The sequence below is a fragment of the Cupriavidus gilardii genome (assembly GCF_008801915.1).
GTDB lineage: Bacteria > Pseudomonadota > Gammaproteobacteria > Burkholderiales > Burkholderiaceae > Cupriavidus > Cupriavidus gilardii.
Genome location: NZ_VZOV01000012.1, coordinates 22,203 through 37,769 on the forward strand (window position 1 = coordinate 22,203; position 15,567 = coordinate 37,769).

Annotated in this window: 16 protein-coding genes; 12 read left to right on the forward strand and 4 right to left on the reverse strand. The window is 64.9% G+C overall.

The features are described from left to right. The first annotated feature begins 167 nt into the window (after positions 1-167). The 3 genes from ppsA (at position 168) to F7Q96_RS15350 (ending at position 4,226) form a co-directional block, all read left to right on the forward strand. Positions 168-2,552 carry a phosphoenolpyruvate synthase gene (gene ppsA / locus F7Q96_RS15340; RefSeq protein WP_053821669.1) on the forward strand — a complete coding sequence of 795 codons (2,385 nt, stop codon included), beginning with the start codon at positions 168-170 and terminating at the stop codon, positions 2,550-2,552. Positions 2,553-2,741: 189 nt separating this feature from the next. Beyond that, the gene (locus F7Q96_RS15345) at positions 2,742-3,167 is read left to right on the forward strand and encodes an NfeD family protein (RefSeq protein ID WP_053821670.1); all 426 of its coding nucleotides are present in this window, start codon (positions 2,742-2,744) and stop codon (positions 3,165-3,167) included. Between the two features lie 126 nt (positions 3,168-3,293). After that, entirely contained in the window at positions 3,294-4,226 is a 933-nt protein-coding gene (locus F7Q96_RS15350; RefSeq protein WP_053821671.1) for an SPFH domain-containing protein, read from the forward strand. 117 nt (positions 4,227-4,343) lie between these two features. Here F7Q96_RS15350 and smpB read toward each other — a convergent pair whose 3' ends face one another. Continuing rightward, on the reverse strand, positions 4,344-4,796 hold the full coding sequence (gene smpB / locus F7Q96_RS15355) for an SsrA-binding protein SmpB (protein ID WP_006579356.1): 453 nt from the start codon (positions 4,794-4,796) through the stop codon (positions 4,344-4,346). A gap of 226 nt (positions 4,797-5,022) precedes the next feature. Between smpB and F7Q96_RS15360 the strand changes: the two genes are divergently transcribed. Both F7Q96_RS15360 and F7Q96_RS15365 read left to right on the forward strand, forming a co-directional pair. After that, positions 5,023-5,460 (forward strand): type II toxin-antitoxin system RatA family toxin, encoded by a 438-nt coding sequence (locus F7Q96_RS15360; protein WP_053821672.1) that lies wholly within the window; start codon positions 5,023-5,025, stop codon positions 5,458-5,460. Next, a complete protein-coding gene (locus tag F7Q96_RS15365) occupies positions 5,447-5,815 on the forward strand; it encodes an RnfH family protein (protein ID WP_082371445.1) in 369 nt (122 codons plus the stop codon). Before F7Q96_RS15360 ends, F7Q96_RS15365 begins: the two co-directional genes overlap by 14 nt. 16 nt (positions 5,816-5,831) lie before the next feature. Here F7Q96_RS15365 and F7Q96_RS15370 read toward each other — a convergent pair whose 3' ends face one another. Further along, a complete protein-coding gene (locus tag F7Q96_RS15370; RefSeq protein WP_082371446.1) occupies positions 5,832-6,887 on the reverse strand; it encodes a DMT family transporter in 1,056 nt (351 codons plus the stop codon). 136 nt (positions 6,888-7,023) lie between these two features. Here F7Q96_RS15370 and guaB point away from each other — a divergent pair, with 136 nt between their 5' ends. The 6 genes from guaB to F7Q96_RS15400 all read left to right on the forward strand — a co-directional run bounded on the left by guaB (position 7,024) and on the right by F7Q96_RS15400 (position 13,277). Beyond that, positions 7,024-8,487 carry an IMP dehydrogenase gene (guaB, locus tag F7Q96_RS15375; protein ID WP_151022927.1) on the forward strand — a complete coding sequence of 488 codons (1,464 nt, stop codon included), beginning with the start codon at positions 7,024-7,026 and terminating at the stop codon, positions 8,485-8,487. Between the two features lie 149 nt (positions 8,488-8,636). Then, a complete protein-coding gene (locus F7Q96_RS15380) occupies positions 8,637-9,251 on the forward strand; it encodes a hypothetical protein (protein ID WP_053821674.1) in 615 nt (204 codons plus the stop codon). Then, entirely contained in the window at positions 9,226-10,845 is a 1,620-nt protein-coding gene (guaA, locus tag F7Q96_RS15385; protein ID WP_023264342.1) for a glutamine-hydrolyzing GMP synthase, read from the forward strand. The genes F7Q96_RS15380 and guaA overlap by 26 nt, the downstream gene beginning before the upstream one ends. Positions 10,846-11,155: 310 nt before the next feature. After that, positions 11,156-12,412: a tyrosine-type recombinase/integrase gene (locus F7Q96_RS15390; protein WP_054668696.1), complete on the forward strand. Its 1,257-nt coding sequence runs from the start codon at positions 11,156-11,158 to the stop codon at positions 12,410-12,412. A 60-nt stretch (positions 12,413-12,472) separates the two neighbouring features. Continuing rightward, positions 12,473-12,748 carry a hypothetical protein gene (locus F7Q96_RS15395; RefSeq protein WP_082394034.1) on the forward strand — a complete coding sequence of 92 codons (276 nt, stop codon included), beginning with the start codon at positions 12,473-12,475 and terminating at the stop codon, positions 12,746-12,748. A gap of 4 nt (positions 12,749-12,752) precedes the next feature. After that, positions 12,753-13,277, forward strand: coding sequence for a helix-turn-helix transcriptional regulator (locus tag F7Q96_RS15400; RefSeq protein ID WP_054666242.1), 525 nt, complete (start codon positions 12,753-12,755; stop codon positions 13,275-13,277). A 16-nt stretch (positions 13,278-13,293) separates the two neighbouring features. Here F7Q96_RS15400 and F7Q96_RS15405 read toward each other — a convergent pair whose 3' ends face one another. Beyond that, positions 13,294-13,671, reverse strand: coding sequence for a helix-turn-helix transcriptional regulator (locus F7Q96_RS15405; RefSeq protein ID WP_082394032.1), 378 nt, complete (start codon positions 13,669-13,671; stop codon positions 13,294-13,296). Between the two features lie 445 nt (positions 13,672-14,116). On the opposite strand from F7Q96_RS15405, the gene radC reads away from it, so the two are divergent. Beyond that, a complete protein-coding gene (gene radC, locus F7Q96_RS15410; protein ID WP_054666238.1) occupies positions 14,117-14,626 on the forward strand; it encodes a RadC family protein in 510 nt (169 codons plus the stop codon). Between the two features lie 41 nt (positions 14,627-14,667). On the opposite strand, the gene F7Q96_RS15415 is transcribed toward radC, so the two are convergent. Further along, entirely contained in the window at positions 14,668-15,432 is a 765-nt protein-coding gene (locus tag F7Q96_RS15415) for an abortive infection family protein (protein WP_082394030.1), read from the reverse strand. Positions 15,433-15,567 lie beyond the last annotated feature (135 nt).

The following is a 15,567-nucleotide window of genomic DNA, read 5'->3' on the forward strand; positions in this document are numbered from 1 at the left end:
ATTCGGCGCGGGATTGTCGACAAATGGGTTCGACAGCATTCCGCCAACTTCACGGTCCCACGGTCCCTCGGTGCCCGGATTGTTTAGCAAAGCGATCCGCCCGGTAGCAGAACTCCAACGACATTCCGGCGTGAGCGACAGGTTTCCTACTTTGTTTTGAGGCTTTTATGACCAACCTGGCAAATGACGGCGCCTACGTGCTGCCGTTCGAGCAGCTGCGCATGGCGGATGTGGAAGTGGTGGGGGGCAAGAATTCGTCGCTCGGCGAAATGATCTCCCAGCTGGCAGGCGCCGGCGTGCGCGTGCCCGGCGGCTTCGCCACCACCGCGCTGGCCTTCCGCGACTTCCTGGCCCACAACAACCTGACCCAACGCATCTCCGACCGCCTGAAGGCGCTCGACGTCGACGACGTCAAGGCGCTGGCCGAGGCCGGTGCCGAGATCCGCAACTGGGTCGCCACCGCACCGTTCCAGCCGCGCCTGGAGCAGGAGATCCGCGAACACTACGCACGCGTCGCGGAGCGCGAGGGCGCGGAAGCTTCGTTCGCGGTGCGCTCGTCGGCGACCGCCGAAGACCTGCCTGACGCCTCGTTCGCCGGCCAGCAGGAGTCCTACCTGAACGTCAGCGGCATCGACGACGTGCTCGACAAGATCAAGCATGTGTTCGCCTCGCTGTACAACGACCGCGCGATCTCGTACCGCGTGCACAAGGGCTTCGCCCACGACGTGGTGGCGTTGTCGGCCGGCGTGCAGCGCATGGTCCGTTCGGACCTGGCCGCGTCCGGCGTGATGTTCACCATCGACACCGAATCGGGCTTCCCCGACGTGGTCTTCATCACCTCCAGCTATGGCCTGGGCGAAACGGTGGTGCAGGGCGCGGTCAATCCGGACGAGTTCTACGTCTTCAAGCCGACGCTGCAGGCGGGCAAATATCCGATCATCCGCCGCTCGATCGGCTCGAAGCTGATCAAGATGGAATTCACCGGGCCCGGGGAAGCGGGCCGCGTCAAGACCGTCGACGTGCCGAGCGAACTGCGCAACCGCTACTCGATCACCGACGAGGACGTCAGCGAGCTGGCGCGCTACGCGATGATCATCGAGAAGCATTACGGCCGCCCGATGGACATCGAGTGGGGCAAGGACGGCAAGGACGGCAAGATCTACATCCTGCAGGCGCGTCCCGAGACCGTGAAGAGCCAGTCGGCCGGCAAGGCCGAGCAGCGCTTCAAGCTCAAGGGCACGTCCGCGGTGCTGGCCACCGGCCGCGCGATCGGCCAGAAGATCGGCACCGGTCCGGTTCGCGTGATCAACGACCCCAGCGAGATGGAGCGCGTGCAGCCCGGCGACGTGCTGGTCGCCGACATGACCGATCCGAACTGGGAACCGGTGATGAAGCGTGCCTCGGCCATCGTGACCAACCGCGGCGGCCGCACCTGCCACGCGGCCATCATTGCGCGCGAACTGGGCGTGCCGGCCGTGGTGGGCTGCGGCGACGCCACCGATGTGCTGAAGGACGGCACCCTGGTCACCGTCTCGTGCGCCGAAGGCGACGAGGGCCGCATCTACGACGGCCTGCTCGAGACCGAGGTCACCGAGGTGCAGCGCGGCGAGATGCCGGAGCTGGACGTCAAGATCATGATGAACGTCGGCAATCCGCAGCTGGCGTTCGACTTCGCGCAGATCCCGAACAGCGGCGTCGGCCTGGCCCGCCTCGAATTCATCATCAACAACAACATCGGCGTCCACCCGAAGGCTATCCTCGACTATCCGCAGGTCGACTCCGACCTGAAGAAGGCGGTCGAGAGCGTGGCCCGCGGCCATGCCAGCCCACGCGCCTTCTACATCGACAAGCTGGCCGAGGGCATCGCCACGATCGGCGCCGCCTTCTATCCGAAGCCGGTGATCGTGCGCCTGTCGGACTTCAAGTCCAACGAGTACAAGAAGCTGATCGGCGGTTCGCGCTACGAGCCGGACGAGGAAAACCCGATGCTGGGTTTCCGCGGCGCCTCGCGCTATATCGCCGAGGATTTCGCCGAGGCGTTCGAGATGGAATGCAAGGCCATGAAGCGCGTGCGCGACGAAATGGGCCTGACCAACGTCGAGATCATGGTGCCGTTCGTGCGCACGCTGGGCCAGGCCGAGAAGGTCATCGACCTGCTGGCCAAGCATGGCCTGAAGCGCGGCGAGAACGGCCTGCGCGTGATCATGATGTGCGAGGTGCCGTCCAACGCGATCCTGGCCGAGGAGTTCCTGCAGTACTTCGACGGCTTCTCGATCGGCTCGAACGACCTGACGCAGCTGACGCTGGGTCTGGACCGCGATTCGGGCATGGAGCTGCTGGCCAAGGACTTCGACGAACGCGACCCCGCGGTGCGCTTCATGCTGTCGCGCGCGATCTCGACCGCGCTGCGGCTGAACAAGTATGTCGGCATCTGCGGCCAGGGGCCGTCGGACCATCCGGACTTCGCCGCGTGGCTGGCCAAGGAAGGCATCAAGTCGATCTCGCTGAATCCCGATTCGGTGATCGACACGTGGCGGCAACTGGCGTCGTAATTTGAAAGGACGACAGGCTCGGTGCCGTCCGCCGCGCCCTACCTCGGTAGGACGCGGCCATGCCCCCGCAGGTGCTACGGTGCCGCGGGGGTTTTTCGCTTTGGCAGGGCGCGCCCGCGGTCGACACACAGGGCCGCGCCCGTGCATCAGAACAAGAACAGCAACAACGAGATCGAGGGGTGAATCGCCATGGCGGACTACCACATCTGGTTCGGCCTTGCGGTACTGCTGGTCATCGCCGAACTGGCCAGCCTGACGCTGTATCTGCTGATGGTCGCGCTGGCGGCCGTTGCCGCGGGCATCGCGGCGCTGTCGGGGCTGGGCATCGCGGCGCAGTTCGGCGTCGCGGCGGTGATTGCGCTGATCGGCTTCGCGGCGCTGCGCCGCTCGCGCTATGGCCGCGCGCGCCGCGGCGCGGCAGCCACCGATCCAAACGTCAATCTCGATATCGGCCAGGAGCTCGACGTGCCGGCCTGGGGCGCCGATCGCCGCGCGCGTGTGCCGTACCGCGGCGCGCAGTGGCAGGTCGAACTGGGCGCGCCCGGCGAGGCATTGCCGGGCCGCCATCGCATCGTCGAGGTCCGCGGTAACACGCTCGTCGTGGTGCCGCGCTAGCCCGTCGCCGGCGCGGGCAGCATCGCTTCGCCCGGGCGGTGGCGCCGCCCGCGTGGGCCATGCCGCCTGCGGCATTCTTCCCTTGTCGTCCCTTTGTCCTTCCCTGCAACAACCGATGGAGTCCCCATGCTAGATGTCGCCGGCAGCGTGCTGCCTCTCCTGGTCCTGATCGCCGTGATCGTGCTGCTCGCGCAGAGCTTCAAGATCGTGCCGCAGCAGCACGCCTGGGTGCTCGAGCGCCTGGGCAAATACCGTGCGACGCTGACGCCCGGGCTCAACGTGGTGCTGCCGTTCATCGACCGCGTTGCCTACAAGCACATCCTGAAGGAAATCCCGCTCGACGTGCCCAGCCAGGTCTGCATCACCAAGGACAACACGCAACTGCAGGTCGACGGCGTGCTGTACTTCCAGGTCACCGACCCGATGAAGGCCTCGTACGGCTCGAGCAACTTCGTCGTCGCGATCACGCAGCTGGCGCAGACCACGCTGCGCTCGGTGATCGGCAAGCTGGAGCTCGACAAGACCTTCGAGGAGCGCGAGTTCATCAATCACAGCATCGTCAATGCGCTGGACGAGGCGGCCTCTAACTGGGGCGTCAAGGTGCTGCGCTACGAGATCAAGGACCTGACCCCGCCGAAGGAGATCCTGCATGCGATGCAGGCACAGATCACCGCCGAGCGCGAGAAGCGGGCGCTGATCGCGGCCTCGGAAGGCCGCCGGCAGGAGCAGATCAACCTGGCCTCGGGCGCGCGCGAGGCGGCGATCCAGCAGTCGGAGGGCGAACGCCAGGCCGCGATCAACAAGGCGCAGGGCGAGGCCGCCGCGATCCTGGCGGTGGCGGAGGCCAATGCGCAGGCGATCGAGAAGATCGGGCGCGCGATTCGCGCCGAGGGCGGCGTCGAAGCGGTCAATCTGAAGGTCGCCGAGGAATATGTCGGCGCGTTTGCCAATCTGGCCAAGACCGGCAACACGCTGATCGTGCCGGGCAATCTGGGCGAAATGAGCTCGATGGTCGCGTCGGCGCTGCAGATCGTCAAAAGCCAGAAAAGCGCGGGCTGAGCGATCGCGCTTCGTGTCCCGTCGTCCCCGCGAACGCGGGGACACGGCGGCATCGAACCACCGTTGAAAGACGCTGGATTGCCGCCTTCGCGGCAATGACAGCGTGGCGCAGGGGGCTTACTCCTTGCCGCCGCTCTTGATGATCCGCGCCTTTTCGCGCTGCCAGTCGCGATCCTTCTCGGTCTCGCGCTTGTCGAACAGCTTCTTGCCCTTGGCCAGGCCAATCTCGCATTTGACGCGGCCGCGCGTGTAATGCAGGTTCAGCGGCACCAGCGTATAGCCGCGCTGCTCGACCTTGCCGATCAGCTTGCGGATCTCGTCGGCCTTGAGCAGCAGCTTGCGGGTGCGCACCGGGTCGGGTTTGACGTGCGTGGAGGCGCTCTGCAGCGGGCTGATATGCGCGCCGATCAGGAACAGCTCGGCGTCGCGCACCACCACATAGCCCTCCTTGATCTGCACGCGCCCGGCGCGGATCGCCTTGACCTCCCAGCCTTCGAGCACGATGCCGGCTTCGTATCGCTCCTCGATGAAATAGTCGAAGAAGGCCTTCTTGTTGTCTGCGATGGTCATGCGTGGTGGTGGATGGTAGGGGGCGGCGGCGCCGTTCTGCGGGCTCCGCCGGTTCGGCGGACGCCGGTGGCGGCCGCTGGTACGATGATTGGCGCCGCGGCCGAAGGCGGCGGCCCGGCCGGAGCGTACGCCAGGCAGGCGCGCGTCGGCTAAAATCCGGATTCTAGCAAACAGACCGGCCCCGGTTGTCGCCCGTGGACAGCCATCGGCCCAGAATCGTCAACTCATGGCAGACGTCCATAAAACCGTGCTGCTCGGTTATTCGGCCGAGCGAATGTACGCCCTGGTCACGCGCGTCGAGGACTATCCCAAGTTCCTGCCCTGGTGCGGCGGCGTGGAAGTGTTCGAGCAGACCGAGACGCTGCTCGACGCCAAGCTGCATATCCATTTCAACGGCATCAAGCAGTATTTCCATACCCGCAATACGCAGCATCGGCCGACCCGCATCGACATGAATTTCGCCGATGGTCCGTTCAAGACCTTCAACGGCTACTGGAATTTCATTCCGCTGCGCGAGGACGCCTGCAAGATCGAATTCCATCTGCATTACGAGTTCTCCAGCATCATCCTCGAGAAGATCATCGGGCCGGTGTTCAGCATGATCGCGAATACCTTCGTCGACGCCTTCGTCAAGCGTGCCGAGGTCGTCTATGGCAACAGCTGAGCAAGGGCCGGCCACCGTGCGTGTGGCCGTCTGCCACGCGAAGCCGGACACGGTCTTCCTGAAGGAAATCGAACTGCCCGCCGGCACCACGATCGCCGCGGCGATCGAGGCCAGCGGCGTGCTGACGGCCCATCCGGAGCTCGATCCGGCGGCACTGCGCGTCGGCATCTTCGGCAAGCTCAAGACGCTGGACACCGTGGTGCGCGAGGGCGATCGCATCGAGCTGTACCGGCCGCTGGTGGCCGATCCCAAGACCGCGCGCCGGCGCCGCGTACAGAAGGCGCGCGAGGCCGGGACGCGGGAAGGGCAGAAGTGGATGCGCGGCGGCGGGGACAGCGAGGCGGCGGGCCGCTGAGCGGTCGATCGGCGCGTCAGGCCGGCCGCTTGTCCGCGTGGCCGGACTCGGTGGCTGCGGCTGCGGTCGCTTCGGCGGCTTCCGCGTTCGTCGACTCGTCCGCCGCTGGCGCCGCGCTCTTCTCGCCCGCATGCAGCCGCACCGACCAAGCCACGCCGATCATCAGCAGCACGATGGCCGCGAGTTCGAGGCCGCGCGGCCAGCGCTGCTCGTAGAGGAAGCCGTAGGCCAGTGCGAACAGCGTCTCGAACACGATCATCTGGCCTGACAGCGTCAGCGGCAGCCGCCGGCTGGCGATATTCCACAGGTTGTTGCCGATCAGCGAGGCGCCCAGCGCCACCGCCGCATTGACCCACCAGAACCATTGCCAGTCGCGCCCGCTGCCCGGGGCGGTCAGCACGTCGCGGAACAGCAGCCAGCCGACCAGCGCCAGCAGCGCGGAGACGATACCGGTCGACAGTCCGTACAGCGCCGACCATTCGTTGCCGCTGTATTGCGGATTGCGCTGCAGGTAGCGGGCATTGTCGACAGCGTACAGCGTCCAGCAGACCAGCGCGCCGGCCGCGCAGACGACGCCGGCCAGCTTCTGCCAGACCGGTCGCGCCGCTTCCGCCGCGGCCGCGCCGTGCCCGCCGTGGCCGCCGCCCGCGAACAGATCGAGGTTGATGCAGGCGATGCCCGCGGCGACCACCAGAAGCGGCAGCAGCAGCCGCGACAGCGGCACCGCGCCGTGGTCGCGCCGGCCCATCACCGTGACGGAGATCGGCAGGATGCCGATGATCAGCGAGGTCGGTCCGACCCCGGCCAGCTGCACGCCGAAGGCCAGCAGCACGTAGTACAGCAGATTGCCGGTGAAGGCCTGGCGCAGCAGGGCGATGCAGTCGGCGCGGGTCAGCTTGCGCGCGATGCGGCGCATCAGCGGCGCCGCGGCGACGGCGGCCACCAGCCCGTAGGCCAGGTAACGGCCGATCGCCAGCTCCCACGGCGAAAACACCGGCAGCAGCTTGGGCGCGATGAACACCATGCCCCAGAACGCGCCGGCCAGCAGGCCGCACAGTACGCCGATCCCCATCCGTTTTGCCGCGCTGGACGCGCCTCCGCTCAGAAAAGCCTCAAAGGATAGCATTGGCCCGGCAGATTCCGGGCACGCGCCCATCATGAAAGGGGCGGTTCCTGTATAATTCGATTTTGCGCCTAGAGGAATCGCTATGCGTCTTGTCCAGAAAGCACTCACGTTCGATGATGTGCTGCTCGTCCCGGCCTATTCGGCCGTCCTCCCCCGGGATGTCTCCCTCCGCACCCGCCTGACCCGCTCGATCGAATTGAACATTCCGCTGGTTTCCGCCGCCATGGATACCGTGACGGAGGCGCGTCTGGCCATCGCCATGGCACAGGCGGGCGGCATCGGCATCGTTCACAAGAACCTGAAGCCGGCCGACCAGGCGCGGGAAGTGGCGCGCGTCAAGCGCTACGAATCGGGCGTGCTGCGTGATCCGATCACCATTTCGCCGGACATGAAGATCCGCGACGTGATCGCGCTGTCGCAGCAGCACGGCATTTCGGGCTTCCCGGTGCTGGAAGGCAAGACCGTGGTGGGCATCATCACCAACCGCGACCTGCGCTTCGAGGAAGAACTCGACGCCCCGGTGCGCGCCAAGATGACGCCGCGGGAGAAGCTGGTCACGGTGGCCGAGGGCGCCAGCCTGGACGAGGCCAAGCGCCTGATGAACCGCCACCGCCTGGAGCGCGTGCTGGTCGTCAACGAAGCCTTCGAGCTGCGCGGCCTGATCACCGTCAAGGACATCCAGAAGGCGGTCGAGCACCCGCTGGCGAGCAAGGACGACCACGGCCAGCTGCGCGTTGGCGCGGCGGTCGGCGTCGGCCCGGACAACGACGAGCGTGTCGAGCTGCTGGTCAAGGCCGGGGTCGACGTGATCGTCGTCGATACCGCCCACGGCCATAGCCAGGGCGTGCTGAACCGCGTCCGCTGGGTCAAGGACAACTTCCCGCACGTGCAGGTGATCGGCGGCAACATCGCCACCGGCGAAGCCGCCCGCGCGCTGGTCGAGCATGGCGCCGATGGCGTCAAGGTCGGCATCGGCCCGGGTTCGATCTGCACCACGCGTATCGTCGCCGGCGTCGGCGTGCCGCAGATCACCGCGGTGTCGAACGTGGCCGAGGCGCTGGCCGGTACCGGCGTGCCGCTGGTGGCCGATGGCGGCGTCCGCTACTCGGGCGATATCGCCAAGGCGCTGGCCGCCGGTGCGCATACCGTGATGATGGGCGGCATGTTCTCGGGCACCGAGGAAGCACCGGGCGAAGTGTTCCTGTATCAGGGCCGCTCGTTCAAGAGCTACCGCGGCATGGGCTCGGTCGGCGCGATGAAGGACGGCGCGGCGGACCGTTACTTCCAGGAAGACAACACCGCCAACGTCGACAAGCTGGTCCCCGAAGGCATCGAAGGCCGCGTGCCCTACAAGGGCTCGGTGATGGCCATCATCCACCAGCTGACCGGCGGCGTGCGCGCGTCGATGGGTTATTGCGGCAGCAGCTCGATCGCCGAATGGCACGAGACCGCCCAGTTCGTGCAGATCACCGCCGCGGGCATGCGCGAGTCGCATGTCCACGACGTGCAGATCACCAAGGAAGCACCGAACTACCATATCGACTAACGTCAGCGACGGACCGGCGAGCGCCGCGCCATGCGCGATGCCGGTGATGCGCGGCTGCACGGCTTCAGGGCGGTGCGGCCGCGCTTCATATCGGGGCCGCGTATCGGCTCCGGTCGTCGGTGCACCCCTGAGTCCGCCAAGGAGATTCGATGAAGGTCCTGCTCCGCGCCGTGTTGTTCTTCGACGCCCTGTTCGATCTCGCGCTCGGCGCCGTGCTGCTGCTCGCGCCGTTCGCCACCTTCTATGCCGCGCTGCAATTGCCGCAGCCGCAGCCGGCGCTGTACGGCCAGCTGCTCGGCTTCACGCTGCTCGGCGTGGCGTGGCTGCTCGCTCAGGCCGCTTTCCGCGGTCAGCTGACCGTGCCGGTGGCCCGCATGGCGGGGCCCGTCAATCTGGCGTGCGCGTTGCTGATCGCTGCGTGGCTGATCTTCTTCGATCTGCAGGTGCAGGGCGCCGGCAGAATCTGGCTCGGGCTGCTGGCGGCGATGCTGGCCTTCTTCGCGCTGGTGCAGATTCCGCTGGCCAAGCGCATCCGCAATCGCGAACGGGCGGAGCTGCTGCGCCGCGAAGCGGAACTCGCGGCGGCCAACCGGCCGGCTCCCGCTGCCCCGACCATTCATCCATCCCCATCCCCCGAAGTCCGGCGCGAGCCGGTCATCACGCCGCCGCCCGGCTACGGTCCCGGCACCGAAGTGGTGACCGATGTCGAACCGGTCGACACGTCAATCGCTCCCCATCATGCACGACAAAATCCTCATCCTTGATTTCGGCTCGCAGGTTACGCAGCTGATCGCGCGACGCGTCCGCGAGGCGCACGTCTATTGCGAGATCCACCCGAACGACGTGTCGGACGAATTCGTGCGCGAGTTTGCGCCGAAGGGCATCATCCTGTCGGGCAGCCACGCCAGCACCTATGAAGACCATCAGCTGCGCGCGCCGCAGGCGGTGTGGGACCTGGGCGTGCCGGTGCTCGGCATCTGCTATGGCATGCAGACCATGGCCGTGCAGCTGGGCGGCAAGGTCGAGTGGAGCGACTCCCGCGAATTCGGCTACGCCGAGGTGCGCGCGCACGGCCATACCGAGCTGCTGAAGGACGTGCAGGATTTCGTCACGCCGGAAGGCCACGGCATGCTGAAGGTCTGGATGAGCCACGGCGACAAGGTCACCGAACTGCCGCCGGGCTTCAAGCTGATGGCCTCGACCCCGAGCTGCCCGATCGCCGGCATGGCCGACGAAGCGCGCGGCTACTACGCGGTGCAGTTCCACCCCGAGGTCACGCACACGGTCAAGGGCCGCGAAATGCTGGAGCGCTTCGTGCTGAAGATCGCCGGTGCGCGCCCGGACTGGGTGATGCGCAATCATATCGACGAGGCAGTGGCGAAGATCCGCGAGCAGGTCGGCGACGAAGAGGTGATCCTGGGCCTGTCCGGCGGCGTCGACTCGTCGGTCGCCGCGGCGCTGATCCATCGCGCGATCGGCGACCAGCTGACCTGCGTGTTCGTCGACCACGGCTTGCTGCGCCAGGACGAAGGCAAGCTCGTGATGGAGATGTTCGCGGGTCGCCTGCATGCCAAGGTCGTGCACATCGACGCGTCGGAACAGTTTCTCGGCCACCTGGCCGGCGTCACCGATCCCGAGCAGAAGCGCAAGATCATCGGCCGCGAATTCGTCGAGGTGTTCCAGGCCGAGGCCAAGAAGCTGACCCGCGCCAAGTGGCTGGCCCAGGGCACCATCTACCCGGACGTGGTCGAGTCGGGCGGCACCAAGACCAAGAAGCAGACCACGATCAAGAGCCACCACAATGTCGGCGGCCTGCCCGAGACGCTGGGCCTGAAGCTGCTCGAGCCGCTGCGCGACCTGTTCAAGGACGAAGTGCGCGAACTCGGCGTCGAACTCGGCCTGCCTCCCGAAATGGTCTACCGCCACCCGTTCCCCGGTCCCGGCCTCGGCGTGCGGATCCTCGGCGAGGTCAAGCGCGAATACGCCGACCTGCTGCGCCGCGCCGACGCGATCTTCATCGAAGAACTGCGCGGCACCATCGCCACGGCGCAGGACGCCGCCGCGGGCCTGTGCACCGAAGACCAGGTGGGCAAGAGCTGGTACGACCTGACCAGCCAGGCCTTCGCGGTCTTCCTGCCGGTCAAGTCGGTCGGCGTGATGGGCGACGGGCGGACTTATGACTACGTCGTCGCGCTGCGGGCGGTGCAGACCACTGACTTCATGACCGCGCACTGGGCGCACCTGCCGTATGCGCTGCTGGGTCGCTGCTCGAATCGGATCATCAATGAGGTGCGGGGTTTGAACCGGGTCGTGTACGACGTTTCGGGGAAGCCGCCGGCGACGATCGAGTGGGAGTGAAATCAGGTCCTTCAGGGACTATCGCCAGCTATCGAAGAACTGATATAACGTGTTGATTTAGAAAGAAATACGTCACGACAGCTATCGGTGGCTATCGCCGGCCAGCAGAAAAAGTTGACGGTAGAGCTGACGGTAAAAATCGAGGCTGGATTAAGACACTCTCGTTCACTATTCAGACTTTTACCGTCTTTGACGGTAAAAGCCTTCTCGGGAAAGCTTGTTTCATGGGGCTTTCCGGGCATCAGCAGGTCTCCAGGTCCCTGACGGTAAAACCTGACGGTAAATCCGTCACATGCCGGAGGAAACCTCGATGCTGACCGACGCTGCACTACGCAATTTCAAACCTAAGTCCAAGATTTATAAGGCTTCTGACCGAGACGGGATGTATGTGACGGTATCGCCTGGCGGAACGATCACGTTCCGCTACGACTACCGGCTCCACGGCCGCCGCGAGACGCTGACCCTCGGACGCTATGGCCCTGGTGGCATCTCGCTGGCAATGGCGCGCGAACTGCTGCTGGACGCGCGCAAAGCCGTTCTCAAGGGTGTCTCGCCCGCGCTGGAAAAGCAGCGTGAGAAACGCCGGATGGTCGCCATCAAGACCTTCGGCGCGGCGATGGAGACGTGGCTGGCCAACGCAAGGCTGGCTGACAGCACCCGCGCCATGCGCAAGCACATCATCGACCGGGACATCCTGCCGGTCTTCCAGAATCGCCTGCTGACCGAAATCCAGGCCGAAGACCTGCGGGCCTTGTGCAACAAGGTCAAGGAGCGTGGGGCGCCGGCCACGGCGGTACAGATTCGGGACATCGTGAAGCAGGTCTACATCTACGCCATCGCCCACGGTGAGAAGGTGGACAACCCCGCCGACAGCGTGGGCGCGGCCTCGATCGCCACCTTTGTGCCGAAAGATCGCGCCTTGTCGCCGCTGGAGATTCGGTTGTTCATGCAGCAGATGGAATCGGTGGCGACCTATCCGACCATCAAGCTGGCGCTGCGCTTGATCCTGCTGACGTTGGTACGCAAGAGCGAACTGATCCACGCCACCTGGGATGAGGTCGATTTCGAGAGCAAGACCTGGACGATTCCTAAGCAGCGGATGAAGGGGCGCAACCCGCACGTGGTCTATCTATCGCGCCAGACGCTCGACATCTTCGTGACGTTGCACGCCTGCGCGGCGGGATCAAGGTTCGTTTTTCCGTCTCGCTATGACGCAGAGCGGTGCATGTCCAACGCCACTTTGAATCGCGTCACGGGGCTCGTGGTGGAGGCGGCAAAGACCAAGGGGCTGCCGCTGCAACCCTTCACCGTCCATGACCTGCGCCGCACCGGCTCGACGCTGTTGAACGAAATCGGCTTCAACCGCGACTGGATCGAGAAGTGCCTGGCGCACGAGGACGGGCGTTCCTCGCGCTCGGTTTACAACAAGGCCGAGTACGCCGAGCAGCGGCGCCACATGCTGCAAGAGTGGGCCAACCTAGTCGATGCCTGGGGCGGTGGGCAGACCTACGTGCCGAAGCTGTTACCGGCGAACGTAGTGGTGCCGGCGTTGAGCGCGATAGCCTGAAACAGTGGCTTGGTTGTCACTTGACAACTAAGCCATTCATCCCCATACTGAAGATTATTGATGGCTCGTTCCCCTCATCCGAAGAAAGATGTTGAGGAAGCTCTCAGGCACGCCGAAGGGCAGGGCTGGCGCGTCGAAGTCGGCGGCAGCCACGCTTGGGGGCGGATGTATTGCCCTTACAACGATGAAGAATGTCGCTGCGGCGAGTTCTGCATCACCAGCGTATGGAGCACGCCGAAAAATCCCGGCAACCACGCGCGCGCCTTGCGGCGCGTCGTGGACAACTGCACCACGCACCGGTCGCAGCGCGACGCTGATGATGGTGCCAAGGAGTAGCGCGATGGAATACACCTTCACTCTGAAATACCAGCTCACGGACGATGACCGCGACGCCGATGCACTGGTGGAGCGCCTGGGCGAAGCCGGCTGCGACGATGCCTTGGTCGGCATCGGGCAGCCGGGTCGATTGGCGCTGGAGTTCACCCGCGAGGCTGCGGATGCGGACGAGGCCGTGCGTAGCGCGCTGGCCGATGTGCGCTGCGCCGCGCCGACCGCGCGATTGATCGAAGTAGCGCCGGATCTGGTGGGTCTGACTGACGTGGCCGACATTGTGGGCGTGTCGCGGCAGAACATGCGCAAGCTGATGCTGGCGCATCCGGGCAGCTTTCCGGCGCCGGTGCATGAGGGCAGCGCGTCGATCTGGCATTTGGCAGACGTATTGGCGTGGTTGCAGGCCAAAGGCAGCTACTCGCTGGCCAAGGACGTGTTTGAGGTGGCGCGGGTGGCCTTGCAGGTCAACGTGGCGAAGGAGGGGCGGCGATTGCCGCGCTCGGCATCGAAGGCACTGGAGGCTTTGATTGGATGAGTGCCGCTGCTTGGCCTTATGCCTTGCTCGAACCCGCCCGGACAGGGCGGGTTTTTCGTAGGTGGACATCCGGTTTCGACACGCCGGCGCGCGGAGCCTGCTTTCGTTCTTCGACCCAGGCTTCCACTTCTGCCAAGTCCCATACGACGCAGCGTGGCGTCAGGTTGAAGCGACGTGGGAACTCACCGCGACGCTCCATTTCGTAGATCGTCGTTTCGGCGAGGGGAACGATCTGCCGCAGTTCCTGCCGGCGAATGGTGCGACGGAAGGGAAGGACACTGCGCTTTGGAAATTGCGGCAAAGCCTCGTAGGCATCCGTGCCTGGCAAGGGGAGGCCGACATCGGTGCCGGCGGTATTGGGGGCTTGCGATAGCTGTTCCACCTCGGACTCCATGGTTCTGCTGCATGGAGACATGGTGAAGTTCAATACCTATCGGGACAACTTGCTGTGGCGTAGTGGAGCGGGTTCGATGTGGTATTTCGATGTTGCGTCCCGGCGTGCCGCCGTCGCGCTGTCGTGCTTGCGCATCAAGTCGCCTGCGGCGTCTCGCCCCTTCGGGCTTCCATCGTTCCCTCGCTTCGCTCGGCTGACGCCTCCGGCCCGGCTTGTTGATCCGGGCCTGCGCGCTCCGCTTGCCCCAAAAGCCGACTGTGTGCAGTGGGCGGGTGTGGGCGGTCTTGCTGTTCCCTTCACCGTATCACGGCGTTCTCGCCGTCAAGGGCGGCACGCGCTTTTGCGCGCTTGCGTCCTGGCGGCCGTCTGCGCCCCCTGACTGCTTGCGCTGCGCCGTGCTGGCCACGGTTCCGGGCAATTCCGCCCGAGCAACCGGAGCACGATCATGTCGCAACTGTCCTTTTCCTCGTTCAATGCCTCGCTGATGGTGCGCGATGCACAAGGCCGCTACCTGCTGGCGACGGCCGACCAGATTCTGGAGGCCGCGCGCCAGGCCATCGAGCACAAGATGCAGCGCGGTGCGTCGTTCAGTTCGCCGGCGGCGGTCAAGGAGTACCTGCGCGCCAAGCTGGCTGGCTTCGAGCATGAGGTGTTCGCCGTGCTTTTCCTCGATACACAGCATCGCCTGATCGAATACGCCGAGATGTTCCACGGCACCATCGACAGCGCATCGGTGTATCCGCGCGAGCTGGTCAAGCAGGCGCTGCGGCTCAATGCGGCGGCGGTCATCGTTTCGCACAACCATCCGAGCGGCAATCCAGAGCCGAGCAGAGCCGACGAGGTACTGACCCAGCGGCTCAAGGAGGCGTTGGCGCTGGTGGATGTTCGCACGTTGGATCACATCATCGTGGCGGGCAGCAGCATCACGTCATTTGCCGAACGCGGCCTGGTTTGACCGAGGGGGCTTCGGCCCCCTTTTTGCTGCGTCCGAGGATATTAGGTCGCAGCCTCGTTGCGTGCTTCCCACGTCGCCAAGAGGTAATTCGCCAGTGTGCCGGAAAGATTGACGGCCAATTCAGCATGACGGGGTGCAGGCTTGATGCCGATCCGCCCTTTGCCATGAGCATCGCTCAACCTGTTGCGAAGAGAGCCAAGACCTTCAACCACCGACGTGCAGCCACCGAGGATCTGTTTGAAGATTTGCTCTGTATGCTGAGAAGGTGCCAGCTTGAGTATTTCTGCTGTCTGCTTGTATAGCTTGGGAAGGTCGGCCGTATCGTCATAGCTGACCTTGGCCTCGTCCAAGATGTGTTTGCATACTGATTCGATCAGTGTCCGCGCCGAGGTGATTGCACCTTCTGGGTCGGATGATCGTCGATCCAATGCCTTCGACCATGCTGCTTGCACGTGGGCGGCATCGAACTTCTCCAAGGCCGTGGTTACTGAGGAATCAGAAGGTGCCAGTCCGCCACGCTCCAGGGCATCCAATATCGGACGAAATTCGCTCCACAGACAGTTTCGGCGTTCGGCGTAAGTCTTGTACTTGTACTTGATGAACTGCCAAAACTGGGCAAGGCTGCGGCAGGTTCGGAGAAACTGGGGAACCAGTGAATCCAAGGCTGTATTGGAAAGCAGAGCCTGCCTCAGGCGAACGAACTCCGCATCATCTTCGCTCCCGCCAGTGGCTTGAGAGATCAATAGATTTTGCAAGGCTTCCGCCTGTATCGAAAGCTCATTAGCCATCTTTAGATCACCCTCCATTCGGCTCCTGTCCGAGTGCTGCTCAGTTTACTGCTAGCAGCTTCTGGCCTACGCGCTCCGCTTGCCGAAAAGCCAGTGCGTGGATGGTGTGAGGGGAGGCGGTCTTGCTGTGTCCCTTCACCGTATCACGGCGTT